Origin of the sequence: Psychrobacillus sp. NPDC096389, from assembly GCF_044762855.1 — a bacterium.
Taxonomy (GTDB): domain Bacteria; phylum Bacillota; class Bacilli; order Bacillales_A; family Planococcaceae; genus Psychrobacillus.
In genome coordinates, this window is sequence record NZ_JBIWFB010000003.1 from 35,047 (window position 1) to 59,057 (window position 24,011).

At 37.7% G+C, this 24,011-nt stretch carries 22 protein-coding genes and 2 riboswitches; of the genes, 1 reads left to right on the forward strand and 21 read right to left on the reverse strand.

From position 1 onward, the window contains the following. Positions 1–33 precede the first annotated feature (33 nt). Positions 34–216, reverse strand: a riboswitch (Lysine riboswitch). A gap of 45 nt (positions 217–261) precedes the next feature. The 5 genes from yunB to ACIQ38_RS09570 form a co-directional block, all read right to left on the reverse strand. Next, positions 262–1,038: a sporulation protein YunB gene (gene yunB / locus ACIQ38_RS09550; protein ID WP_402821509.1), complete on the reverse strand. Its 777-nt coding sequence runs from the start codon at positions 1,036–1,038 to the stop codon at positions 262–264. Positions 1,039–1,077: 39 nt separating this feature from the next. Further along, a complete protein-coding gene (locus ACIQ38_RS09555; protein ID WP_402821512.1) occupies positions 1,078–2,445 on the reverse strand; it encodes a bifunctional metallophosphatase/5'-nucleotidase in 1,368 nt (455 codons plus the stop codon). A gap of 16 nt (positions 2,446–2,461) precedes the next feature. After that, on the reverse strand, positions 2,462–3,280 hold the full coding sequence (locus tag ACIQ38_RS09560; RefSeq protein WP_402821515.1) for a sulfite exporter TauE/SafE family protein: 819 nt from the start codon (positions 3,278–3,280) through the stop codon (positions 2,462–2,464). Beyond that, positions 3,280–4,131, reverse strand: a complete 852-nt coding sequence (locus tag ACIQ38_RS09565; protein ID WP_402821517.1) for a DUF72 domain-containing protein — start codon at positions 4,129–4,131, stop codon at positions 3,280–3,282. The genes ACIQ38_RS09560 and ACIQ38_RS09565 overlap by 1 nt, the downstream gene beginning before the upstream one ends. A gap of 80 nt (positions 4,132–4,211) precedes the next feature. Continuing rightward, positions 4,212–4,781, reverse strand: coding sequence for a manganese efflux pump (locus ACIQ38_RS09570; protein WP_402821519.1), 570 nt, complete (start codon positions 4,779–4,781; stop codon positions 4,212–4,214). 187 nt (positions 4,782–4,968) lie between these two features. On the opposite strand from ACIQ38_RS09570, the gene ACIQ38_RS09575 reads away from it, so the two are divergent. Beyond that, positions 4,969–7,575, forward strand: coding sequence for a cation-translocating P-type ATPase (locus ACIQ38_RS09575; RefSeq protein ID WP_402821522.1), 2,607 nt, complete (start codon positions 4,969–4,971; stop codon positions 7,573–7,575). A 142-nt stretch (positions 7,576–7,717) separates the two neighbouring features. Here ACIQ38_RS09575 and sufB read toward each other — a convergent pair whose 3' ends face one another. The 16 genes from sufB to ACIQ38_RS09650 all read right to left on the reverse strand — a co-directional run bounded on the left by sufB (position 7,718) and on the right by ACIQ38_RS09650 (position 23,989). Then, complete coding sequence (gene sufB / locus ACIQ38_RS09580) at positions 7,718–9,115, reverse strand: Fe-S cluster assembly protein SufB (protein WP_402821524.1); 1,398 nt, start codon at positions 9,113–9,115, stop codon at positions 7,718–7,720. A gap of 21 nt (positions 9,116–9,136) precedes the next feature. Then, a complete protein-coding gene (gene sufU / locus ACIQ38_RS09585) occupies positions 9,137–9,574 on the reverse strand; it encodes a Fe-S cluster assembly sulfur transfer protein SufU (RefSeq protein WP_402821527.1) in 438 nt (145 codons plus the stop codon). Then, entirely contained in the window at positions 9,564–10,793 is a 1,230-nt protein-coding gene (locus tag ACIQ38_RS09590; protein WP_402821530.1) for a cysteine desulfurase, read from the reverse strand. Before ACIQ38_RS09590 ends, sufU begins: the two co-directional genes overlap by 11 nt. Beyond that, a complete protein-coding gene (gene sufD / locus ACIQ38_RS09595; RefSeq protein WP_402821533.1) occupies positions 10,793–12,100 on the reverse strand; it encodes a Fe-S cluster assembly protein SufD in 1,308 nt (435 codons plus the stop codon). The genes ACIQ38_RS09590 and sufD overlap by 1 nt, the downstream gene beginning before the upstream one ends. An 18-nt stretch (positions 12,101–12,118) precedes the next feature. Further along, positions 12,119–12,898 carry a Fe-S cluster assembly ATPase SufC gene (gene sufC / locus ACIQ38_RS09600; RefSeq protein ID WP_402821536.1) on the reverse strand — a complete coding sequence of 260 codons (780 nt, stop codon included), beginning with the start codon at positions 12,896–12,898 and terminating at the stop codon, positions 12,119–12,121. Positions 12,899–13,186: 288 nt separating this feature from the next. Continuing rightward, positions 13,187–13,342, reverse strand: coding sequence for a YuzK family famiily protein (locus ACIQ38_RS22490; protein WP_483880208.1), 156 nt, complete (start codon positions 13,340–13,342; stop codon positions 13,187–13,189). Positions 13,343–14,110: 768 nt separating this feature from the next. After that, a complete protein-coding gene (locus tag ACIQ38_RS09605) occupies positions 14,111–14,917 on the reverse strand; it encodes a MetQ/NlpA family ABC transporter substrate-binding protein (RefSeq protein WP_402821539.1) in 807 nt (268 codons plus the stop codon). 61 nt (positions 14,918–14,978) lie between these two features. After that, entirely contained in the window at positions 14,979–15,647 is a 669-nt protein-coding gene (locus ACIQ38_RS09610; RefSeq protein ID WP_402821542.1) for a methionine ABC transporter permease, read from the reverse strand. Continuing rightward, positions 15,640–16,665: a methionine ABC transporter ATP-binding protein gene (locus ACIQ38_RS09615; protein WP_402821545.1), complete on the reverse strand. Its 1,026-nt coding sequence runs from the start codon at positions 16,663–16,665 to the stop codon at positions 15,640–15,642. The genes ACIQ38_RS09610 and ACIQ38_RS09615 overlap by 8 nt, the downstream gene beginning before the upstream one ends. Before the next feature lie 92 nt (positions 16,666–16,757). After that, a riboswitch (SAM riboswitch) is annotated at positions 16,758–16,862 on the reverse strand. Between the two features lie 28 nt (positions 16,863–16,890). Beyond that, positions 16,891–17,211, reverse strand: a complete 321-nt coding sequence (locus ACIQ38_RS09620; RefSeq protein WP_402821548.1) for a thioredoxin family protein — start codon at positions 17,209–17,211, stop codon at positions 16,891–16,893. Positions 17,212–17,222: 11 nt separating this feature from the next. Then, positions 17,223–17,573 (reverse strand): toprim domain-containing protein, encoded by a 351-nt coding sequence (locus ACIQ38_RS09625; RefSeq protein WP_402821551.1) that lies wholly within the window; start codon positions 17,571–17,573, stop codon positions 17,223–17,225. Positions 17,574–17,648: 75 nt separating this feature from the next. After that, positions 17,649–18,029 carry a glycine cleavage system protein GcvH gene (gene gcvH / locus ACIQ38_RS09630; RefSeq protein ID WP_402821554.1) on the reverse strand — a complete coding sequence of 127 codons (381 nt, stop codon included), beginning with the start codon at positions 18,027–18,029 and terminating at the stop codon, positions 17,649–17,651. Between the two features lie 74 nt (positions 18,030–18,103). Beyond that, complete coding sequence (locus ACIQ38_RS09635) at positions 18,104–18,466, reverse strand: arsenate reductase family protein (protein WP_402821557.1); 363 nt, start codon at positions 18,464–18,466, stop codon at positions 18,104–18,106. An 82-nt stretch (positions 18,467–18,548) separates the two neighbouring features. Beyond that, a complete protein-coding gene (locus ACIQ38_RS09640; protein ID WP_402821560.1) occupies positions 18,549–20,330 on the reverse strand; it encodes an acyl-CoA dehydrogenase family protein in 1,782 nt (593 codons plus the stop codon). Positions 20,331–20,356: 26 nt separating this feature from the next. After that, entirely contained in the window at positions 20,357–21,532 is a 1,176-nt protein-coding gene (locus tag ACIQ38_RS09645) for an acetyl-CoA C-acetyltransferase (protein ID WP_402821563.1), read from the reverse strand. 30 nt (positions 21,533–21,562) lie between these two features. Further along, a complete protein-coding gene (locus tag ACIQ38_RS09650) occupies positions 21,563–23,989 on the reverse strand; it encodes a 3-hydroxyacyl-CoA dehydrogenase/enoyl-CoA hydratase family protein (protein ID WP_402822530.1) in 2,427 nt (808 codons plus the stop codon). Between the last annotated feature and the right edge of the window lie 22 nt (positions 23,990–24,011).

Sequence of the window (24,011 nt, forward strand, 5' to 3'; positions counted from 1 at the left end):
CACTATAGAAATTAAGCATTAAAATGAGTATTTATCTTTCGTAGCTCAACATTTATATTCTCTATAAATAACAGTGTTATTCTTTTTCAAAATAACCCCAACTAAATATCGTTTGACATACAATATTTAGCTTCGGCAAACCTTCCTTTCGTATACGATCATATGTGTCATCTTCTTCGTATAGTACTATTAAGCTTTGCAGCCTCTACCTATTATTCATTTTCTTTATTGTAACAGTAATTTCTGCTATTCCCGGAAGTTTTAATCTTCAGGTAACGGGATAGGCACCTCTACGGATGGCGCAGAAGAACCATCTCCACCTGTATAAATGTGAGGAACTTGCCCTTGCACTAATCCCATTGCAACCGGAATGTTTTGTTCGACAACGCTCATCTTACTTGCAAGCGGAACAATGACTTGGACATTTACTTTAATATGAATACTTACTTCAACGTATGCATTATTAATTCCAAATTCTGTTATGGTCGGCACTACGGTTGACTGTACGTTACCAATTACATGAAATCGAATCGGGATTTTAGGACCTAAGTTACCGATAAGCGGAATATTCGTTGCCTGCCCCATCGGCACAAAAAACACGACTCCTCCTTGATCTTCCATCGTTTGCTTATCATATTCAATATCATCCAGATAAGGCAAACTTGATAAATTCCCTTTTTCTGCTTGTTCTAGATGCGATTGCACCAGACTATTCGTATCCGATAAAACACGATTAATGATTTCAGTATTAAATTTCGTCGTTACCATATTTGTACTGCCATTTGTAGATGGCACTTCCTCGATAATATCGTTTACATCTAAAACGTTGGCAGTTCTTGAATTGATCGCTTTACTAATAACCATCGATGCAATTTTATTCGTTTGCACTTCCGCATATTCCAGATATGTCGGAGTCAAACGATAGTTAACAACATAAAATACGCCAGCGACGGATAAGATGAAAAGTGCCAATAATATAGCTAGTTTTCGCTGAGCAGTAAAAATAGTTAAACGCTTTTTTTTTCGATAGAATAGCAAAAAATCCCCCTTATTACTACTATGTAATAAGAGGGAGTGTTATGCCTGATTTAATAACCGATTGCCGTACCATTTCACAACATCCCGTATTAACTCCGGCATAAAATATTCTTTCGTAGCAAACTTGAAGGAAGGGAAAAAGTAACCAAATGTAAACATATCTAGCGTAACAAGTGTATACTCTTTTTCGAGCATGAGCACTTCTCCTCCAATATATATGTCCCCTTGTTCATCTTCTACGAGTTGTTCAAAAAGCATGGCTCCCAAGTATTTGCCCCTAAACCCGAGTCCCTTGACTTCTAAATGTGGCCATTTCTCATTTTTAGACAACTCCACAATTTCCAATAATTCCGCCCCTGTCAACGTAATAACACATGGATTGATGGGATGCGGTAAACAACGGTGCAAGTCACTTGCTGTAATTGGCCCTTTTGGTAAATCCGTCAAAAATATACCCGCAGGAAACATCGCACAATCCGCTTTCGTAAATGTAAGCAAAGCTTTACCGAAAAAATGAGACATATCCGAATGACCGAACCACTCTTTATGTAAGATGCCATCATTATGGAGAACAGTTTCAGAAAGTTCCTCGTTTCCAAGTACTTCCCATTTTTCCAGTTGCAACTCGGCATCTTCCGGTTTTGACAGTGTATGTATGGCGTGTAACCTCGCTTTTTTGGATACAATTCTTTTGGAGTCATGATCATAATCCATTGTCACTTGCCCCACATAAGCACCATACTTACCTGCAGCAGCTTGTAATGTGTTTCCAACCATTTTACCCTCTTCAAAGTAATGATGCGTATGTGAACCTAAAATTAGATCGATTTCCGGAATCTTCTCGGTCATGATTTCATCTTGTGATATCCCTAAATGAGATAAACAAATAAGCACATCTACTTCTTTTTCTATCTCTTTGCAAACTTCTTTTAATCGGTCGATTGGCTGTTGAATTCGCCAACCTAATTGCTCATAGTACAATCCAAAATCTGCGGTCGCAGCTACAATACCAATCCGTATTCCGGTAGGAGTAACATGAATTTTATAAGGCAGCACCCAAGAAGGTATATTCCCATTTAAATCTGTAAAATTAGAGACAATCACTTCAAAGTTAGCAGAGGAATATAACGTATCTAAATCGTCATGACTGAGTGTAATCCCTTCGTTGTTACCAATCGTGACATAATCATATCTCGCATCATTTAGCAATTGAACATTGCCTTTTCCAAGCGTCCCTTCAGTGAATACATTAGATCTGTCTATATGATCTCCAATATCCAAAGTTAAATAAGAATCGCTCGGTCCATGACTATTATGGCGCTCTAAGAGAAACTGATGAATAGTCGGCCAATTTTCTAAATGACTATGTATATCATTCGTATGATAAATATGAATCGTCTCTCTCATTTTCTAAGCCCCTTTTTTATAATAACCCTGCAATAATCGAGCGTACCCCTAATAAAAGCAGCACAATTCTTAGTGCCAATACTAATGTATCGGAGTTTAATTTTTTATTCAATTTTGCTCCTATTTTTGCTCCGATATAAGCAGCAGGAATGACCGGAATTGTATATAACCATGGTACATTTCCTAAAGATATATGCGTGGCAGAATTCACCAATGCAGACAAGAAAACCATAAACATAGACGTTGCAACTGCAACATGAGGAGGAAATAGAAACAGTAGTATCATAGCAGGTACAATAATCGATCCCCCTCCGATACCAAATAGACCAGAAGCAAACCCAACTCCAAATGTTAACAGTAATGCAAACCAAATTGGGTAACCATACACATAAGTATCTTTTCCATCTATAAATGTTCGTTTTTTCCCGTTTTCAACAAACCATTTCACTGGTTTTAACCGATCTCGAACTAATAGAAGGGTAGATAAAACAATAAGTAAAATGCCAAAATATAAATTAAATGATGGTAAATCTAGTCCCTTATTCACCCACGCACCGAGTATGGTCCCCGGTATACTTCCGATAAAAAAGATAAATCCACTTCTAAAATCCACCGTCTTCGTTTTCATATACGAAAGCGTAGAAGAAAGACCCGTGAAAATCATCATAACAACCGAAAGCCCAACCACACTCTGTGGCGTAATATCAGGAATTAATGCTAATGTTGTCCCAAAAAACAACACTGCTGGAACTAAAATTACGCCCCCTCCTAAACCTACTAAGGCCCCAACTATACCAGAAAATAGCCCCGCGACTACTAATAATACCCACTCCATTATATCCCACCTTCAAATAAGTCTAATTGTTTCGGAGCAAGTCCTTCAAATTCAATACCAAGCATTTGTTGAAAAGCTTTCGCATTCTTCACAGCATGTCCTCCGGAATTATTATTAAAGAGGACAACTACTTCTTTTGCTTGCTTTTGCAACTGCTCTACTTTCTTTTGAATAAATGCAAGCTCTTCTTTATTATAATCGTATAAATAGCGTACTTCTCGCCATTTTTCGTTATTTCCAGGGTTAATCCAGCCATATGTATTTCGACCATGTAAACGTATAAGTACTTTATCCGACGTTGCGATAGATATCAGCGGTACAGAACCTTCCCCAACTTGCGGTTCATCACACACCGTATGATGGAGATGATGATTTTTCAAAAAATCTAATGTTCCTTCTTGATATGTAGACGAGTACCAAGATTGATGGCGAAATTCTATAGCAAGCTCGAACTCTCTCAATTCCTCTTTCACTCGAAGGATATATTCCACGTTTTCTTTCACACATGTAAACCAAGGCGGAAATTGCACTAACACCATCGAAAGTTTGCCTGCTTCTTTAAAAGGCCAAATAGACTCTCGGTAACGCTCGAACATGTCGTCCATTGATTCATAATGAGACTCCCCGCGTAAATGACCGGTTATCTCTTGATACGCTTTTACAACAAATTGAAAATTATCTGGTGTTTCCTTAATCCATTTTAATGTATTTTTAACCGGTGGAATCGCATAAAAAGATGTGTCCAATTCAACAACCGGAAAATGTGCACTATAATCTTGTAGCTTCTCTTTAGCTGTTGAAACGTATAAGTCAGGATGATCTCCCCAACCTGTTAATCCTATTCGAATCATTCTTTCACCTCTTTATTCATATATTCATATCATATCATTGCTTTTATTCCAGTTACAGTGAAATGAAAAAATGATTTCGATCAAGCAAACATTTCAAACACACCTATAAAAATAAGTAAGCATCCTGAAATAATAGTTGAATATTTTCCAATAAAAGTTTTCATTAGCAAATAACCGAAGTGACTTCCTAGCCCTACAGTAAGAATGGAGAAAAAACCTATAGAAATTACTGTCCAAATAGCAGAAATACCATTAGCGCCAATTCCAATTCCACTTGCCAGACAATTGATAGATAAGATGAACCCTAATAATACCGCTTCTTTAAGAGAGATAATCGAATTATTATCCTTATCAAACTTCTTTGGATCTTTATTAGAATGCTTGTTGGAAACTCGACTGGACCATAAAGTCCATAAACCGATGAGGCATAACAAAAAACTTCCCCAAAAGTTCGCTACACTTGGAGAAATATATGCTGTAAAAGCACCTCCAGTAAAAACAGCAACATAAGTAACGCACATTGATATTAAAGCAATCATTAAATTCGAACCAATTGGGATCTTCGTTTGTTTGGCTCCATAAGCAAGCCCAATCCCTAAGTTATCTAAATTTGCTGCTATGCCAATTAGTACAATGGTTATCCAATGCATAAAAATCCTCCTTGCAAAATCCATTTACACATAAAGCATATGCGACAAAAAGTTATTTGTTAAAACATTACTTACATGTCGGATATATAGTTTCTTCTAAAATTTAATAGATTTCTAGCATACGGAGATTAAAACAAGAATAGGATTGTTACAGTGTCCAATCATTTTACACTGGAAGGAGAATCAAATGTCGGAATATCATCAACACTCATCGCAAGAAGTTATGAAGATATTGGATGTGACAAATCAAGGATTAAATGATTATGATGTCCAAAAAAGACAAGAAGAATATGGTTATAACAAACTGGTGGAAGGAAAAAGGACAAGTACATTCGCTGTTTTCTTAGGCCAATTTAAAGATTTACTAGTCATCATCTTAATGATTGCTGCTTTGATATCATTTCTTTTAGGAGAAGTAGAAAGCACAATTGTCATTATGATCGTCATCATATTAAACGCAATACTCGGGACCGTACAACATGTAAAAGCTGAGCAGTCATTGGACAAGCTAAAAGCATTAACGACCCCAATCGCAAAAGTGTTACGAAACAATCAACTAGTTGAAATTCCTTCAGAAGAGATAGTTGTTGGGGATCTTCTTTATTTAGACGCCGGGGATTATATAAACGCGGATGGTCGTTTATTAGAAAGCTATAACCTCCATATTAACGAAAGTTCATTAACTGGCGAATCACTTTCTGTAGAGAAAAATACCGTAGCCATCAATAAAGATAATATAATGACGGCTGATAAAAAAAATATGGTTTTCACTGGAAGCTTTGTTACTAACGGACGTGGAATTGTCATTGTTACGGCTATCGGAATGGAAACAGAAATCGGAAAAATCGCCAATTTACTCGATACAGCTAAAGAGAAGAAAACTCCACTACAAGTTAGTCTCGATCATTTCGGCGGTAATTTAGCTTTAGGCATAACAATAATCTGTTTGGCCATTTTCACGATCGATCTTTTTCGAGGACGCGAGCTCGTAGATTCATTTATGTTTGCAGTTGCACTTGCAGTTGCAGCAATTCCAGAAGCTTTAAGTTCCATCGTCACCATCGTGCTTGCTTTTGGAACCCAAAAGATGGCTAAAGAAAACGCGATAATACGAAAGCTTTATGCCGTCGAAAGTTTAGGTAGTGTATCTGTCATTTGTTCCGATAAAACCGGAACATTAACGGAAAACAAAATGACCGTCCAACATATATACGCCGATCAAAAAATCATTCCATATGACCAAATACAAACTAAAAATACATCAGAGAGAAATCTAATCTTAATGGGCTTATTATGTAATAACGCTTCCCTAATAGATCAAAAAGAAATCGGAGATCCTACTGAAATTGCGCTTGTAAAATTAGGAAAGCAATATGACCTTGACGCACTTAACATAAGAGAACATAACTTAAGAATAGCCGAAATTCCTTTTGATTCGGATAGAAAACTGATGAGTACAGTGAATCGCCTTAATCACCAAAATGTGATGATCACAAAGGGTGCATTAGATGTTCTTCTAAATAAAACGAAAAAAATCATTACTTCAAACGGGATAGTAGATCTAACTGAATTCGATCGAAGAAAAATTGAAGAAGTAAATCATAATTTTTCGATGAATGGTTTAAGAGTGCTTGCAATTGCTTACAAAGAAATCAATCAAAGTCGTACAATTAGTGCAGAAGACGAAAAAGATTTAATCTTTGCCGGACTAATAGCAATGATGGACCCTCCTAGAAAAGAGTCCAAAGCTGCCGTTGAAAGCTGTATTAACGCAGGGATTAAACCTGTCATGATAACAGGGGACCATAAAGTAACCGCCATTTCTATTGCTAAGCAAATCGGGATTTTACAAGATCCATCTGAAGCAATGGAAGGATATGAAATTGAACAGCTAACCGATAAAGAGCTACAAGAAAGAGTTCAAGATATCTCCGTCTATGCCCGAGTAACACCAGAACATAAAATTCGTATCGTAAAAGCTTGGCAAGAAAAAGGAAATGTCGTCGCCATGACCGGAGATGGTGTCAATGATGGTCCTGCTTTAAAACAAGCCGATATCGGTGTCGCTATGGGGATAACCGGTACCGAAGTGGCAAAAGATGCATCCTCGATGGTCTTAACAGATGATAATTTTTCAACAATTGTCAAAGCGATATCGAATGGAAGAAGCCTTTATACGAATATCAAAAATGCGATTCTATTCTTATTATCAGGTAATGCCGGTGCTATTTTTGTTGTGTTGTATGCTACTATTTTAGGCTTACCACTCCCTTTTGCACCTGTACATCTACTGTTTATAAATCTACTTACCGACAGTTTACCTGCAATCGCAATAGGCTTAGAGCCACAAAATAAAAATGCCATGAAGGACAAGCCTAGAGATATTCGCATGCCATTATTGAATAAAAAGTTTACAACGCAAGTGATAGTCGAAGGTTTGTTGATTGCGTTTGCTACTATTGTTGCTTTTCGAATGGGATTGCAGACGGGTGATACACTAACTGCAACTACTATGGCATTTACAACCTTATGTTTGTCCAGATTAATACATGGCTTCAACTCCCGATCGAAAGAATCAATTTTCAAGATTGGTGTATTTTCAAATAAATTTACGTGGCTAGCATTTTTAATCGGGGTTTTATGTTTACATTTCGTCTTGTTTATCCCAGCACTTTCCGATATGTTCGATGTTGCTACATTAAATAGTGTTCAATTGGTATATATCTATGCATTATCTGCTTTGCCATTTATCGTAAATCAGTGGTATAAATTATTGTTTGTGAGAAGCCGGTAATATAACGTTCCCTTTCGATTAACGTCCCTGTGCAACAAACAATTCTGAATTTTTCTTTGCACAGAACCCAAAAAATTCATCCTACATGCAAAAAGGAGGCGAACTATGAAGTTCGCCTCCTTTTATTATTGTTTATTATTGATTAACCGATTGATCCTTCCATTTCGAACTTGATTAGACGGTTCATCTCAACCGCATATTCCATTGGAAGTTCTTTTGTGAATGGCTCGATGAAGCCCATTACGATCATTTCTGTTGCTTCTTCTTCGCTTAATCCACGACTCATCAAGTAGAATAATTGTTCTTCTGATACTTTAGAAACTTTCGCTTCATGCTCAAGAGAAATATTATCATTCAAGATTTCGTTGTATGGAATTGTATCTGATGTAGATTGGTTATCCATGATTAATGTATCACATTCGATGTTCGCACGTGCACCAGTTGCTTTACGTCCAAAGTGTACGATACCACGGTATGTTACTTTACCACCTTGTTTAGAAATGGATTTCGAAACAATAGTAGATGACGTATTTGGAGCTAAGTGCATCATTTTCGCACCAGCATCTTGGTGTTGCCCTTTACCAGCAATCGCGATTGAAAGTGTCATACCACGAGCACCTTCTCCTTTAAGGATAACTGCTGGGTATTTCATCGTTAACTTAGATCCGATATTCCCGTCAATCCATTCCATTGTAGCATTCTCTTCACAAACAGCACGTTTCGTAACTAAGTTATAAACGTTGTTTGCCCAGTTTTGTATTGTTGTATAACGGCAATATGCATCTTTTTTAATAATGATTTCAACAACCGCACTATGCAGTGAGTTTGTTGTATAAACAGGAGCTGTACATCCTTCTACGTAATGTACAGAAGCACCTTCATCTACAATAATAAGTGTACGTTCAAATTGACCCATGTTTTCCGAGTTAATACGGAAGTACGCTTGAAGTGGTGTATCCACTTTTACGCCTGGTGGTACATAGATAAATGATCCACCTGACCATACTGCTGAGTTAAGTGCCGAGAACTTGTTATCTGAGGAAGGAATTACTGTACCCCAGTATTTTTTGAAAATATCTTCGTTTTCACGAAGTGCTGAGTCTGTATCTTTAAATACAATTCCCATATCTTCTAGTTCTTCTTTCATATTGTGGTAAACAACTTCTGATTCATACTGTGCAGAAACACCAGCAAGGTATTTTTGTTCTGCTTCCGGGATACCTAGTTTATCAAATGTTGCTTTGATTTCTTCTGGTACTTCATCCCATGATTTCTGTGTAGCTTCTGATGGTTTTACGTAATACGTAATTTCATCAAAATCTAATGATCCTAAATCCCCACCCCATTGTGGCATTGGTTTAGAATAGAAAATTTCTAAAGCTTTCAGACGATAATCCAACATCCATTGTGGTTCACTTTTCATACGTGAAATTTCTTCGACAATTTCTTTCGTCAAACCACGTTTTGAACGGAAAATGGATACGTCTTTATCGTGGAAACCATATTTATAATCACCAATTTCAGGCATTTTTTTTGCCATCGTAATTCCTCCGTTCTACTTTTATTGTTGTTCTTCAGAAACGCCTTTTTCCATTGCTTTCCACGCTAACGTCGCACACTTAATACGCGCAGGAAACTTGGCAACCCCGTTTAATGCTTCAATATCACCGAGGTCAATGGAATCGTCGTATTCTTTCCCAAGCATCATATCAGAAAAGATATGAGATAATTGAAGTGCTTCATCAATTTTCTTTCCTTTGATCGCTTGTGTCATCATCGATGCAGATGACATGGAAATAGAACAACCTTCCCCGTCAAACTTGGCATTTTGAACGACACCATCTTCTACTTGAAGCGTCAGATGAATACGGTCACCGCAAGTCGGGTTATTCATATCAATTGTCAATGCGCCATCCTCAATACTTCCTTTGTTGCGAGGATTTTTATAATGATCCATTATAACTTGTCGATATAGTTGATCTAAATTATTAGAAGACATCGCTAAAATACTCCTTTGCAGTACGCAGTCCAGCTACAAGTCTGTCAATATCTTCTTCTGTATTGTAAAGATAAAAACTTGCTCTCGCAGTTGCCGTGCATTGTAACCATTTCATCAAAGGCTGAGCACAATGATGACCCGCACGAACTGCAATACCATTCATATCGAGCACAGTTGCAACATCATGTGGATGTACTTCATCCAAGTTAAATGTTACGATTCCTGCTCGTTTAGATGGATCTACAGGTCCGTAAATTGTCACACCATTTACAGTAGACATTTTCTCCATCGCAATCGCAGCAAGTTCATGCTCATGTTGTTCTATTTCATCTAATCCAATCTCTTCAAGAAAATCAATGGCAGCTGCTAAACCTATCGCACCTGCAATAATTGGTGTTCCCCCTTCAAATTTCCAAGGAAGCTCTTTCCATGTAGATTCATATAAACCTACAAAGTCAATCATTTCTCCACCGAATTCAATTGGTTCCATGTTTTCTAGCAATTCTTGTTTTCCGTATAATACACCAATACCAGTAGGACCACACATTTTATGACCAGAAAAAGCAAGGAAGTCACAATCTAGGTTTTGAACATCTAACTTTAAGTGCGGTGCAGCTTGTGCTCCATCCACAACCATAATAGCTCCATGTTCATGTGCAATTTGTGTGATTTCTTTAATCGGGTTCATCGTACCAAGTACATTGGAAACGTAGACAATCGATACGATTTTCGTTTTATCCGTAATAGTTGCACGGACTTTTTCTAACGATAATGTCCCATCAGCTTCTAAGTCGATATATTTCAGTGTGGCTCCAGTTTCTTTGGCTAGTTGTTGCCAAGGAATGATATTGGAATGGTGCTCCATATGCGTAATAACAATTTCATCGCCTTCTTTTACATTTGCGCGGCCGTAGCTTTGTGCAACTGTATTAAGAGAAGTCGTTGTACCACGAGTGAAAATAATTTCTTGGGTAGATTTAGCATTTATAAACTTGCGAACTTTTTCACGTGCTCCTTCATAACTTTCTGTCGCACGGTTACCTAGTGTATGAACACCACGGTGAACATTGGAGTTTTCAAATTCATAATACTTTTTAATCGCTTCAATGACTTGTACTGGTTTTTGAGAAGTGGCTCCACTGTCTAGATAAACAAGTGGATGGCCATTAATCTCTTGATTTAATATGGGAAAATAGCTTTGAATCTCTTTACTGAGCATTAGCGAACTTTCCTTTCAATAACCTCCGTCAGCTGTTTCTTCACGCCTTCGATCGGTAATTCGTTCACTACTGGAGCAAGGAATCCATGAATTACTAGACGCTCTGCTTCGTGTTTAGAAATACCACGGCTCATTAAATAGTACAACTGAAGTGGATCTACTCGGCCAACAGAAGCTGCGTGACCTGCTGTTACATCATCTTCATCGATTAAAAGAATTGGGTTTGCATCCCCTCTAGCTTTTTCACTTAACATAAGGACACGGGATGTTTGTTCTGCATTCGATTTTGTCGCACCGAATTCAATTTTCCCGATACCATTGAAAATAGAAGAAGCTTCCTCTTTCATTACACCGTGCTTCAAGATTTGACCTTCTGTATGTTTACCCCAATGGATTACTTTTGTTGTAAAGTTTTGTTTTTGTTTTCCGCGACCTACAACAACCATTTTGACATGACCTTCTGAATTATCTCCCACTAGATGTGTCACATTTTCAGAAATTGTATCGCTGTCGTTCATCATTCCAAGTGCCCATTCAAGCACTGCATCACGACTAGTCACACCGCGACGGTTTACATACGTAGTAAATCCTTCTGCTAATACATCTACTGTACCAAATGTAACTTTTGCATTATCTTTAACAATTACTTCTGAAATGATATTCGCTTGGCCATTAGCATGTTCAACTGTAGACAAGTAGTTTTCCACATAAGTAACAACACTGTTTTCCTCTGCCACTAAAAGGGTATGGTTAAATAGGGATGCGTTGCTATCATCGTGTAAATAAATTACTTGAATCGGCTCTTCTACTACCACATTTTTCGGTACGTATACAAAGACACCACCGTTTAATAATGTTGCATGCAATGCAGTAAGTTTATGTTCGTTTACTTTAACGCCATCAGTCATCAAGTATTGTTGAACAAGATCACTATGTTCACGCATAGCAGTATAAATATCAGTTAAAATAACACCTTTTGCTTGTAAAGCTTCTGATAAAGAAGAAAATGCAGGTGTATTATTATGTTGAATATAGATGTTTTTTTGTTCTTCTGTATTCACAAGTGTTTTCACTTCTTCTGGAAGTTCTTCCAAAGAAGCGTATACACTACTTTCTACAGTATGTGTAGGAAATTCAGTGAAATTCCAGTTTGTAATTTTTGTTTTATCTGGTGTTGGCATTGGAAGTGTTTCAAGTTCACCAAATGCTTTTAGACGAAGTTCCGTCATCCAGCTTGGCTCTTGTTTACCTTCTGAAAAGGAGCGGATATCTTGCTCGGTTAATGCCAGTTTTGTTTCAACCGTCATGTTTATTCGTCCCCTCTCTTATGCTTCTTGTCCAACTGTCTCGTCTTCGATTCCTAACTCTTCTTTAATCCAATCATAACCTTGTGCTTCTAATTTTTGAGCAAGCTCAGGTCCACCTGATTTTACTACGCGACCTTGCATCATTACGTGTACGTAGTCTGGAGTAATATAGTTAAGTAGACGTTGGTAGTGAGTGATTACAAGACTTCCGAAGCCTTCTCCGCGCATTTCATTGATCCCTTTAGAAACAACTTTAAGTGCATCGATATCTAGACCAGAGTCAATCTCATCTAAAATAGCGAATTTTGGTTGTAACATCATTAACTGAAGAATTTCATTACGTTTTTTCTCTCCGCCTGAAAATCCTTCATTTAAATAACGTTGTGCCATATCAAGGTCCATTTCTAAAAATTCCATTTTGCTATCTAATTCGCGGATGAATTTCATCAATGAAATCTCTTCACCTTCTGGACGACGAGCGTTAATCGCTGAACGTAAGAAGTCTGCATTTGTTACTCCAGTAATTTCGCTTGGGTATTGCATTGCTAAAAATAGACCTGCTTGTGCACGCTCGTCTACTTCCATTTCTAATACATCTTCGCCATCCAATTCAACTGAACCGGAAGTTACTTCATATTTAGGGTGACCCATAATAGCAGACGCTAAAGTTGATTTCCCAGTACCATTTGGACCCATAACTGCGTGAATTTCATTTGTATTAATTGTTAAATTAACACCTTTAAGTATCTCTTTACCGTCGATTGCAACGTGTAAATCCTTAATCACTAAAGTTGACATTGAATAACCTCCATTAAGTAACTATGAATGTGTAACCATTCTAATTTATTATCATTCTAATCTTAACCCAAACTGATGTCTCTGGCAAATCTTTTGAAACAGTTTCAAATTTAATATATAAAACATACAAAAATCTTGATAATTAAAGATTTTCTCGTAAACTATTGATGAAATTGGAATATGTTGATATTTTCAATACCATTATCTAATTGAGAATCGATTTCACTATGTATATAGTGTTAATGCAAAAAAATCCATGAAGCACATGACTTCATGGATTTAATCATATTAGCCTTTAAAGGCCCCGGCATCAATTTTAGCAAGAACTTGAATACTTTTCTCATAATCTCGTTGTCTTCTTTTTTCAACTTTCATTCGCAAATTTTGGCTGTTTCGTAATTCGTCATATCCGAATCCGTGCACCCCTCTAAATGCGTGGTCCATCTGCTCCGTGTAAGGTAAGCCTTCTGAACTGATAATGAATCATTCCTTTCCATTTTTTACACCTACACTATGGTACATACCCTTGTACATATATGTTAAACATTTTTTTGGGGAAAACTTATAAGCGATTATAAAAATATTATTAGCTTCTATTGAAATAGTGTTTTATACACAGATAGAACTGGAGATCGCTCGAATAAAGCCACTTAAATGTCCTCATAAAAAATATAAGGGTTTTTTATATGTATTCCAATTTGAAAGCTTATCGTGGGATATGTACAGTATAGGGGTAAAGCGTCACAAAAGGTGATCGCTAGCCTTCGCGCTTGCCGCAATCATGCTACTCGGCGCGCTACGGTAAATATATCCACTATACTTAGCTATAGATGAATGCCCTAGCAAAAATGCGCAACATTGTAGAGTTTTGTCGCAACATATACAAAAACGAGCTGCAACTATATTCATCTCAATCCAAGTATACTTGCTATTGTAAGAAATTAGTTGCTTTCATCGGCAATTTAGTTGCTCTCATACTGGTTTTAGTTGCTTTCATACTGAAATTAGTCGCTTTCACCAGCTTTTTGATTGCCCTTAGCCATTCTTTGGAATTTTGCACAAAGGTGAAAGACCGCGCAAGAGCGTTAGCGACGTAGTGGATCGCCACTTGCCGGGCGGCGGCCTTCTTATTGGTCTTTCTACGACGCCTTATCTCCATAAAGCATATAAAAAAGCAGGCACTTCATGCGCGTGCCTGCTTGATTATATAAATTATTTGTTTACTGGTACGATTGTGCCGCCCCACTCATTTTGGATGAAGTCTTGGATTTCTTGTGAGTGTAATGCGTCTACTAATGCTTTGATGTTTTTATCTTTTTCTTTACCAGCTTTTGTTGCAATGATATTTACATATGGTGAATCGGAGTTTTCAATTGCGATAGAGTCTTCAATTGGGTTTAACCCTGCGTCGATTGCATAGTTTGAGTTAATAAGTAATGCATCGCCTTCGTCATTTTCATATAATTGAACCATTAATGCTGGTTCATAGTTTGGATCAAATTCAAGATTTTTTGGATTGTCCACAATATCAGAAATTTCGGCAGTTGTTTTATCTACACCTTCCGCCAAAGTGATTAATCCTTCACTTTCAAGCATTGCTAAAACACGACCGTGGTCTGAAACTGAGTTACTCATTAAAATTGTAGCGCCTTCTGGAAGCTCATCAACAGAACTATATTTCTTCGAATATAATCCGATTGGTTCAATATGAATTCCACCAGCGTTTACGAAATCATAACCGAATGTAGCAATTTGATCTTCTAAATAAGGAATATGTTGAAAATAGTTTGCATCTAACTCACCAGATTCTAAATCTTTGTTTGGTAATACATAGTCTTGATAAGATTCTATCACTAATTCAATCCCTTGTTCTTCAAGGATTGGTTTTACTTCTTCTAAAATGACAGCGTGTGGTGTATTAGAAGCACCTACTACTAATTTGCTGCTATCGTCATCTCCACAAGCCGCAAGTGTTAATGCACTTACTGATAATAATGCTCCTGCTAAAAATTTCTTCATCTGTATTCTCTCCTTTAAATTTTCCCCATTTTTATATGTGATCGGGTAAACCCGCGAACACCTAACGTTTATCTATTTTTGTTGTAATCATATCGCCGACCCATTGGATGATAAATACAATGATCAATATTAAAATCGTTGCCATTAAAGTAACATCTTCTCTATTACGTTGAAAACCATCTAGAAAAGCGAGTGTCCCTAAACCACCGGCCCCAATTACTCCCGCCATCGCCGTATAACCAACAAGCGAAATACAAGTTACTGTAATCCCAGAAACTAAAGCTGGCATCGATTCTGGAAGTAAAACCTTCCATATAATAGTAGAGGTTTTAGCACCCATTGATCTTGCCGCTTCTAAAACACCTTTATCAATTTCTCGTAAACCTATTAACACCATACGTGCATAGAACGGGGCAGCACCAATGACAAGGGCTGGGAACGCTGCATTCGGACCACGGATTGTATCAAGAAGTAATTTTGTAAAAGGAATTAATAATATGATTAAAATAATAAAAGGAATAGAACGGAAAATATTAACAAAAGCACCCGTTAACCAGTTCGCCAGTTTATTTGCCCATGCTTGATGTGGACTTGTTAAAAACAATAAGAGACCAAGTGCTAAACCCAAAATGGCTGTTAATATAGTAGAAATTGCTGTCATATATAATGTTTCGAGTGCTGCTTCCCACATCTTAGGCCAATCAACATTCGGAAAAAGCGTATTAATCATTGTTGATCACCTCTGTACTTACTTTTTGTTCATGTATAAATCGAATCGCTTCATCGACCGCTAATGCATCTCCATCTATTTGAAGAACTAACGTACCAAATGCACCGCTTTTTGTATGCGAAATATTTCCTTGGACGATATTTACTTCTAATTCAAACTGTTTGATAAGTCTTGAAAGAATTGGTTGTTCCGTCTGTTCTCCGACGAAAACAAGCTTGATCAGCTTTCCATTTGGATATAGATCAACTAAATTTTGTAACGTCTGCTGTGCTTGTCCTGTTTCTGATACTTGCGATACAAATCGCTTCGTAATCGGTTGTTGTGGGTTTTGGAAGACTTCTAGCACGTCGCCTTCTTCTACAACATGACCACCTTCCATTACGGCCACTCGATTACAAATTTTTTGAATGACTTGCATTTCATGCGTGATTAATACTATTGTTAAACCCAGTTTTTCATTGATGCTAACTAATAAATCTAAAATTGCATCTGTTGTTTCTGGATCTAGTGCAGATGTTGCTTCATCACAGAGTAAAACTTCTGGACGATTTGCTAATGCACGCGCAATCCCTACGCGCTGTTTCTGCCCGCCTGATAGTTGGGAAGGATAATAATTTCCTCTACCTTCTAACCCAACCAGTTCGATCAATTCATCTACGCGAGCTTTTCGCTGATCTTTTGGAACACCCGCAATTTCAAGTGGAAATGCAATATTTTCTGCAACCGTTCGGGACCATAACAAATTAAAATGTTGGAAAATCATACTTACTTTATGTCGAACTTGACGAAGCTTGTCCTCATTTATCGTAGTGATTTCTTTGCCATTTACTATTATTTGTCCGGCCGTTGGTTTCTCTAATCCATTGAGTAAACGGATTAATGTACTTTTTCCGGCACCACTATATCCAATAATACCGAAAATCTCGCCTTGCTTTATGTCAAGATTTACATCATCAACAGCAATAATCGTACCTTGTTTCGTTTGGAACTTCTTTGAAACGTCTTTTAAACGAATCATGTAAATCTCACCTTTCCTTAAACCGTAAAAAATCCCTTCTGCAATAGAGCAGAAGGGAAGTAAGTTTTCTATCTAAATAGAACTTATCCATTCTCTCATTTTCCAAAGCATTCGCTTTGTGTGATTTGGCACCATTTCATTTACATGACGGTTGCCGGGCTTCGTCGGGCACTTCCCTCCACCTCTCTTAATAAGAGCGACACTATTCGATTAAGTTGAATATTATCATGCCATTACTTGCTTGTCAATATCTTTAATGGTCTCTAACAAATATGGCACAGATTGAAATGCGTATATTTTTTTATAGACGCGTCCCTGTTTGGCGATTAACAAACATGGGACGCTCTCTATTTCATATTCCATTGCTAGGTTTTCTAAATAATTTATATTTGCTTGACCTACTGGATTTGGCACTAATTCATTGATCACTTGCATCATCTTACTTGCTACCATGCAAGTACCACACATCGGTGTATACAGATAGAATAGCGAAAGCTGTCCATCATTTTTATAGTACTCCCACTGTTCGCGCGTCCATTCATTCACAAAACATCATCCTAAAGTAGAAATTCTTTTTTCACTTTAATGTTAACACGTTTCAGTATAGAAGCCAAAACTTTGAAAGGGGTGTTGGCCACTTCACAATACATCGGATTTGTGTATAAATGAATTGCTTCTGGATATTCTTTTCGGACGATCGAACGTATTTGCTCCCCCGATTTATCTGCATCTAAAAAAGCATAAATTGGAAAATCATCATAGGGACTTAAAATTTCTTCTAGTTTTACATTGGAGATCGTGCCATTCGTACAAATAATTTCTGGGGATTCATCAAGAAGTCGTAAAAGTTGAAGCTTATCCGACCTTCCTTCAACGAGAATTACTTTTTCACTAAAAACATTAGCCAATTAGCTTCTCTCCCTAATTATATCGTTAACTTAGTATATGAAAAAAACGCCGACAATTAACCGGCGTTTTCATTATTATTCTGAAATTAATTCTTCGTATTTTTCCGCGGATAATAAACCATCAATTTCTGAAGCATCTGATGGTTCAACGACGATCATCCATGCATTTTCATACGGAGATTCGTTTACAAATTCAGGGCTATCTTCTAGCTCGCTATTTACTTCTATAACTTTTCCGCTTATTGGAGCATAAAGTTCTGAAACAGTTTTTACTGATTCAACACTACCAAATGGATCTCCTGCTTTAATATCGTCTCCCACTTGTGGAAGTTCAACAAATACGATATCTCCTAGTTCAGATTGTGCAAAATGAGTAATACCGATACGTGCATTTCCACCTTCTGTTTTTACCCATTCATGTTCTTCTGAATACTTTAATTCTTTTGGTGTGCTCATAATTATACCCCTCTCAAATTGGTTATACATTCACCTATAATATTCACATATTTTTCTGTTAAAAACAAGCCACTTTAGTTGTTTGACCAAATTTGTTCAAACTCTTCTTCTTTAAAACCAAGCGTCAAATGCTTACCATCAAAAACAAGCGGTCGCTTCACTAGCATCCCATCAGATACTAGCAGTTCTATTTGTTCTTCTTCTGTCATACTCGGTAGTTTGTCCTTCAATTGTAACTCTCTATATTTCATACCACTTGTATTAAAAAGTTTCTTTAATTCTATTCCACTTGTAGAAAGCATCTCTTTTATAAGCTCTTTAGAAGGGGGTGTTTCTACGATATGATGCTGAACAAACTCTATATTATGGTCTTTTAACCATTTGCTTGCTTTATTACATGTACTACATTTAGGGTAACCAAAAAATTGAATTGTCATTACTTCTCACCTTTTTTCTTTTTATCATATCAAAAAAAACGATGAACCGCACATCGGTCCATCGTTTTTTATAAGGAGCTACTTAAACGACATATTTCTCTGCATCAATCAATTTAACAGATGCTTCCCGTTTTTTAGCAATAACATTGTATGGTGTATTGCGTGTTAATTTACGAAGAGCAGATAACATCATGCGTAATGTATCACCTTCTACGGATGCGATTAGCGTTTCTTTAGCATCCTTTTCGATCGCTTCAAATGCTTCTTGGCAGAAGATTTGCGTATACAGCAGTTTTTGGTTTGATTTTTCTGCTCCATCACGACCAATCGCTTTTTCGGTACGCAGAACTGCCGATTCCATTGCAAATAAGTTGTTTGCGATATTGGCAATGTTCACAAGTACTTCTTGTTCCGCTTCCAGTTTAGTGCCGAAACGTTGTGCTGCAAGTCCAGCTGCCAGTAAACCAATTTTCTTTGCATTCGCTACTAATACTTTTTCTTGTGCTAGTGGTGCATCACTTACCTCTTCTGGCATCATCATAAGTAACTCTTCTTGTAAGCTTTGCGCTTTTTGAAGAAGTGGTAATTCACCTTTCATTGCCTTTTTCAAGAAAGTACCAGGAACAATTAGTCGGTTAATTTCATTTGTTCCTTCGAAAATACGGTTAATACGAGAGTCACGGTAAATACGCTCTACTTCATATTCTTGCATAAAGCCATATCCACCATGTAGCTGGACAGCTTCATCTGCGATATAATCTAATACTTCTGAACCTACTACTTTATTAATAGAACATTCAATTGCATATTCTGCGATAGATGCTGCAATCGCTTTTCCATCTTTCTGTTCTTCCTCACTCAACTGGCTCATACGCTCTTCAAAATATCCAACAGTGCGGTAGATTAAGCTTTCTGTTGCATACAATTTCGAAGCCATTGTAGCTAATTTTTGTTTGGTCAAATTAAAGGAAGAAATAGGTGTTTTAAATTGTTGACGCTGATTAGCATAAGAAATTGCTAATTCTAATGCACGTTTAGAACCCCCAACAGTTCCAACTCCTAATTTGTAACGACCAATATTTAAAATATTGAAGGCAATGACATGGCCGCGGCCGATCTCCCCAAGTAAATTTTCAACTGGTACTTGAGCATCTTGTAAAATAAGCGTACGCGTAGAAGAAGATTTAATCCCCATTTTCTTCTCTTCTGCTCCAACAGAAACGCCTGGGAATTCACGCTCTACGATAAATGCAGTGAATTTGTCCCCATCTACTTTTGCGTAAACAACAAATACATCTGCAAACCCTGCATTCGTAATCCATTGTTTTTCTCCATTTAGAATATAGTGCGTACCTTCTGCATTTAACTTTGCAGTAGTTTTCGCCCCTAAAGCATCTGAACCTGAACCTGGCTCTGTAAGTGCATACGCAGAAATTTTGTCTCCAGAAGCGGAGTTTGGTAAGTATTTTTGTTTTTGTTCTTCATTACCAAATAAGACAATTGGTAAAGTTCCGATCCCTACATGGGCACCATGTGTAATCGAGAAACCACCTGCTACAGATAATTTTTCCGCAATTAATGCAGAAGAAATTTTATCTAATGCAATTCCGCCGTATTCTTCTGGAATATCCGCTGCCAATAAACCAAGGTCTCCAGCAGATTTAAGTAATCGAACCGAATGCTCGAATTCGTGATTTTCCAATTTTTCTACTACAGGTAATACTTCATTTGTTACAAAGTCCTCAGCAGTTTTCGAAATCATTTTTTGCTCATCTGTAAAATCCTCAGGTGTAAATATACGGTTTGCATCTACATCTTCTACTAAAAAGCTTCCACCTTTAATCATTTGTTTTACTTCCGTCATGTTAAATTCCCCCTTGAAAAGTTTGGTTATAGCAGTTCGAACACTCCGGCAGCTCCCATTCCCCCACCGATACACATTGTGACTACTCCGAATTGTTTCCCTTGTCGTTTAAGCTCACCCATCATTTTTAATGTCAAAATTGTTCCAGTTGCCCCTAGTGGATGTCCCAGTGCAATGGCTCCACCATTCACATTGACTTTATCGATATCAATTCCTAAATGACGTACAACTTGGATCGATTGAGAAGCAAACGCTTCATTAATTTCCCAAACATCGATGTCATCGACAGATAATCCTGCAAGTTTCAATGCTTTTGGAACCGCTACAATCGGACCAATCCCCATTACGTCCGGTGCTACTCCTCCTACTGCAAACGAACGGAATTTAGCAATTGGTCTTAATCCTTGCGCTTCTGCAACTTCCCGGTCCATGACAAGTACCGCTCCTGCCCCGTCTGAAGTTTGCGAAGCATTACCTGCTGTTACCGAGCCGCGTACATTAAATGCTGGGCGCAACTTTGCAAGTGTTTCAATCGATGTACCAACTCGAACTCCTTCATCCATTTCAAATAAAAACTTCTTCTCTTGTGCTTTGTTATTTTCATCTACAAAATGCTTCACTACTTCTACTGGAACAATTTCATCATTAAATTTACCAGCAGCAATGGCAGCTGCAGCTAATTCATGTGAACGTACTGCAAATGCATCTTGGTCTTCGCGACTCACACCGTATTTATTTGCCACTTGTTCCGCTGTATGTCCCATCCCCATATAGTATTGCGGAGCTGTTTCTGCTAGTTTGGCATTCGGTCGAATTGTATTTCCCATCATCGGCACCATACTCATCGATTCTACTCCACCTGCAATAATTGCCTCGGAATGGCCAAGCATTATACGCTCTGCTGCATATGCAATGGATTGCAAACCAGATGAACAGAAACGATTTACTGTAATCGCTGGTGTAGAATCAGGAAGACCTGCTATAGCCCCTATATTACGGGCAACGTTCATCCCTTGTTCTGCTTCTGGCATGGCACAGCCTAATATTAAATCATCGATTGGCCCATCATAGTTTCCTGCTCTTTTTAACGTCTCTTTCACAACTAATGCTCCAAAATCATCTGGACGAACAGTTGCGAGAGATCCTTTTTTCGCTTTACCAACTGGTGTTCTTGCACCTGCTACGATAACTGCTTCACGCATGAGTTTTCCTCCTTTATCACCTACGCACAATTAGTTGCGTAATGGCTTACCTTTCACTAACATATGTTGCATTCTTGCTTGCGATTTTGGATCTGCTACCAAGCTCAAAAATGCTTCGCGTTCCAAGTTAAGTAAGTATTGCTCATCTACTAAAGTACCGTATGGAACTTCTCCACCAGCAATCACATAGGCAAGCTTTTTCGCAATTTTCAAGTCATGCTCACTAATATAGCCCGATAAGAACATGCCTTCAGCACCTAAAAGTAAAGTTGCATATCCAGGAGACCCTGTTACAGGAACCTTTTCTCGTAACGGAGCTTTATATCCAGCATTTGCAAGACTTAGTGCTGCTTGTTTTGCATCATACAATTGATGATCCGGGTTCACACTAATACCATCCGCAAAGTTTAAGAAGTTATTTTCAAGCGCTTCGTCTCCAGATGTTGAAACCTTTGCCATTGCAATTGTTTCAAATACTTTATTGGCAACGTATTGATAGTCGACTTGAACGCCTTTTGGTAGTCCTTTTAAATGCTTCATATATAGCTCTTTGTTGCCTCCTCCACCAGGGATCAGACCAACACCGGCTTCCACTAGCCCCATATAGGTTTCAGTCGTTGCTTGAATATGCGCCGCCGGTAAACAAGCTTCTGCACCACCACCAAGTGTCATCCCAAATGGTGCAACTACTACTGGTTTAGAGGAATATTTAATTTTCATCGTTGCATTTTGGAAGCTACGAATAACAAAATCCAATTCAAATAAGTTATCGTCTTGTGCTTCCATCAAAATCATTCCAAGGTTTGCCCCAACACTGAAGTTTTTCCCTTGGTTTCCAATAACAAGACCTTTAAAGTTTTTCTCCACTTCCTCAATTGCAAAGTTAATCATTTGTAAAATGTCGAGCCCTATTGCATTCGATTTAGAATGGAATTCTAGTAAAGCAATTCCATCACCTAAATCTATTAAACTAGCACCAGAATTAGATTTAATAACACCATGTTTTTTCTTATAACGTTTCAGATCGATTACTTTTTCATTGAAAGAAACGATCTTATAGTCATTTCCATCAAAGTAATAAAGATCTCCATTTTCTTCTTTATAAAAGGATTCGTACCCTTTATCTAAAAGCGACTGTACGAATACAGGGATTTCCTTTCCTTCTGCTTTCATCTTTTCCACTGACTCTTTGACACCGATTGCATCCCATATTTCAAATGGCCCTTGCTGCCAACCAAATCCCCATTTCATCGCCTGGTCAATGGATACAATATCGTCTGCAATTTCCCCGTGTAAGTCAGCTGAATAAATAAGTGTCGGGCTTAAAATGCTCCAAAGCAGTTCGCCAGTACGGTCCTTTGCATATGTTAACGTTTTCACTTTGGCCGCTAAACCTTTTTGCTGTTTTGCCATTTCCATCGATGGTGTTTTTAGCTTTTTAACTGGCTCGTATTCAAGTGTTTCTGGATTTAATTCTTTAATCTCTTTACCTTCTTTTAAGAAGAAACCTTGCCCTGTCTTGGCACCAAGCCATTTATTCTCAAGCATTTTATGCATAAATGCCGGTACTTCAAACACTTTTTGCTCTTCGCCAGTTGTTTGGTCGTATACGTTTTTCGCAACATGTGCAAAGGTGTCTAATCCAACTACATCTAATGTACGAAACGTCGCAGATTTTGGGCGTCCGATTAGTGGTCCAGTAACTGAATCCACTTCCCCTACAGAATATCCGCGTGCTTGCATTTCTCGTAGTGTCACAAGTAAACCATACGTGCCGATTCGATTGGCGATAAAGTTAGGTGTATCTTTTGCTAATACTACCCCTTTTCCTAAAACGTCTTCTCCAAATTGCTTCATATATTCTACAACTTTGATATCAGTTGTTTTAGAAGGTATCACTTCTAATAGCTTTAAATAACGTGGTGGATTAAAGAAATGCGTTCCTAAAAAATGTTTAGCAAAATCTTCCGAGCGTCCTTCCACCATTGCATTAATACTAATGCCTGAAGTATTGGAACTAATAATAGTCCCTGCTTTTCGTACCGCGTCTATTTTTTCATATAAGCTTTTTTTCACGTCTAAATTTTCCACGACTACTTCAATGATCCAGTCAACTTCTTTTAATTTGTCTAAATCATCTTCTAAGTTTCCAGCAGTAATGAGTTGTAGGTTTTTAGTCGAAGTAAGAGGCGCTGGTTTTTGTTTCAACAATTTTTGCAATGCCGTGTTGGCAAATTTATTACGAACTGCTGAATGCTCTAATGTTAATCCTTTAGCTTCCTCATCTTTACTCACTTCTTTTGGTACGATATCTAACAATAATGTTGGAATACCTATATTCGCTAAGTGAGCTGCAATTCCAGACCCCATTACCCCCGAGCCAAGAACCGCTGCTTTTTTAATTTGAAATGTCACGTGCAAAAGCCTCCCCTTTGTTTTGAATGAATGCTCATTCATTTTATTCATAAAAAAAATAGAA

Excerpts from the sequence above, each read along its gene's own strand:
- sufB (WP_402821524.1), bottom strand. The coding sequence starts at position 9,115 with ATGGCAAAAAAAATGCCTGAAATTGGTGATTATAAATATGGTTTCCAC.
- ACIQ38_RS09615 (WP_402821545.1), bottom strand. The coding sequence starts at position 16,665 with ATGATTCGTTTAAAAGACGTTTCAAAGAAGTTCCAAACGAAACAAGGT.
- ACIQ38_RS09575 (WP_402821522.1), top strand. The coding sequence starts at position 4,969 with ATGTCGGAATATCATCAACACTCATCGCAAGAAGTTATGAAGATATTG.
- ACIQ38_RS09570 (WP_402821519.1), bottom strand. The coding sequence starts at position 4,781 with ATGCATTGGATAACCATTGTACTAATTGGCATAGCAGCAAATTTAGAT.
- ACIQ38_RS09650 (WP_402822530.1), bottom strand. The coding sequence starts at position 23,989 with ATGAATGAGCATTCATTCAAAACAAAGGGGAGGCTTTTGCACGTGACA.
- ACIQ38_RS09635 (WP_402821557.1), bottom strand. The coding sequence starts at position 18,466 with ATGACAATTCAATTTTTTGGTTACCCTAAATGTAGTACATGTAATAAA.
- ACIQ38_RS09565 (WP_402821517.1), bottom strand. The coding sequence starts at position 4,131 with ATGATTCGAATAGGATTAACAGGTTGGGGAGATCATCCTGACTTATAC.
- ACIQ38_RS09610 (WP_402821542.1), bottom strand. The coding sequence starts at position 15,647 with ATGATTAATACGCTTTTTCCGAATGTTGATTGGCCTAAGATGTGGGAA.
- ACIQ38_RS09645 (WP_402821563.1), bottom strand. The coding sequence starts at position 21,532 with ATGCGTGAAGCAGTTATCGTAGCAGGTGCAAGAACACCAGTTGGTAAA.
- ACIQ38_RS22490 (WP_483880208.1), bottom strand. The coding sequence starts at position 13,342 with ATGGACCACGCATTTAGAGGGGTGCACGGATTCGGATATGACGAATTA.
- ACIQ38_RS09590 (WP_402821530.1), bottom strand. The coding sequence starts at position 10,793 with ATGCTCAGTAAAGAGATTCAAAGCTATTTTCCCATATTAAATCAAGAG.
- sufU (WP_402821527.1), bottom strand. The coding sequence starts at position 9,574 with ATGTCTTCTAATAATTTAGATCAACTATATCGACAAGTTATAATGGAT.
- ACIQ38_RS09640 (WP_402821560.1), bottom strand. The coding sequence starts at position 20,330 with ATGACGGAAGTAAAACAAATGATTAAAGGTGGAAGCTTTTTAGTAGAA.
- sufC (WP_402821536.1), bottom strand. The coding sequence starts at position 12,898 with ATGTCAACTTTAGTGATTAAGGATTTACACGTTGCAATCGACGGTAAA.
- ACIQ38_RS09605 (WP_402821539.1), bottom strand. The coding sequence starts at position 14,917 with ATGAAGAAATTTTTAGCAGGAGCATTATTATCAGTAAGTGCATTAACA.
- gcvH (WP_402821554.1), bottom strand. The coding sequence starts at position 18,029 with ATGAGCACACCAAAAGAATTAAAGTATTCAGAAGAACATGAATGGGTA.
- ACIQ38_RS09555 (WP_402821512.1), bottom strand. The coding sequence starts at position 2,445 with ATGAGAGAGACGATTCATATTTATCATACGAATGATATACATAGTCAT.
- ACIQ38_RS09560 (WP_402821515.1), bottom strand. The coding sequence starts at position 3,280 with ATGGAGTGGGTATTATTAGTAGTCGCGGGGCTATTTTCTGGTATAGTT.
- sufD (WP_402821533.1), bottom strand. The coding sequence starts at position 12,100 with ATGACGGTTGAAACAAAACTGGCATTAACCGAGCAAGATATCCGCTCC.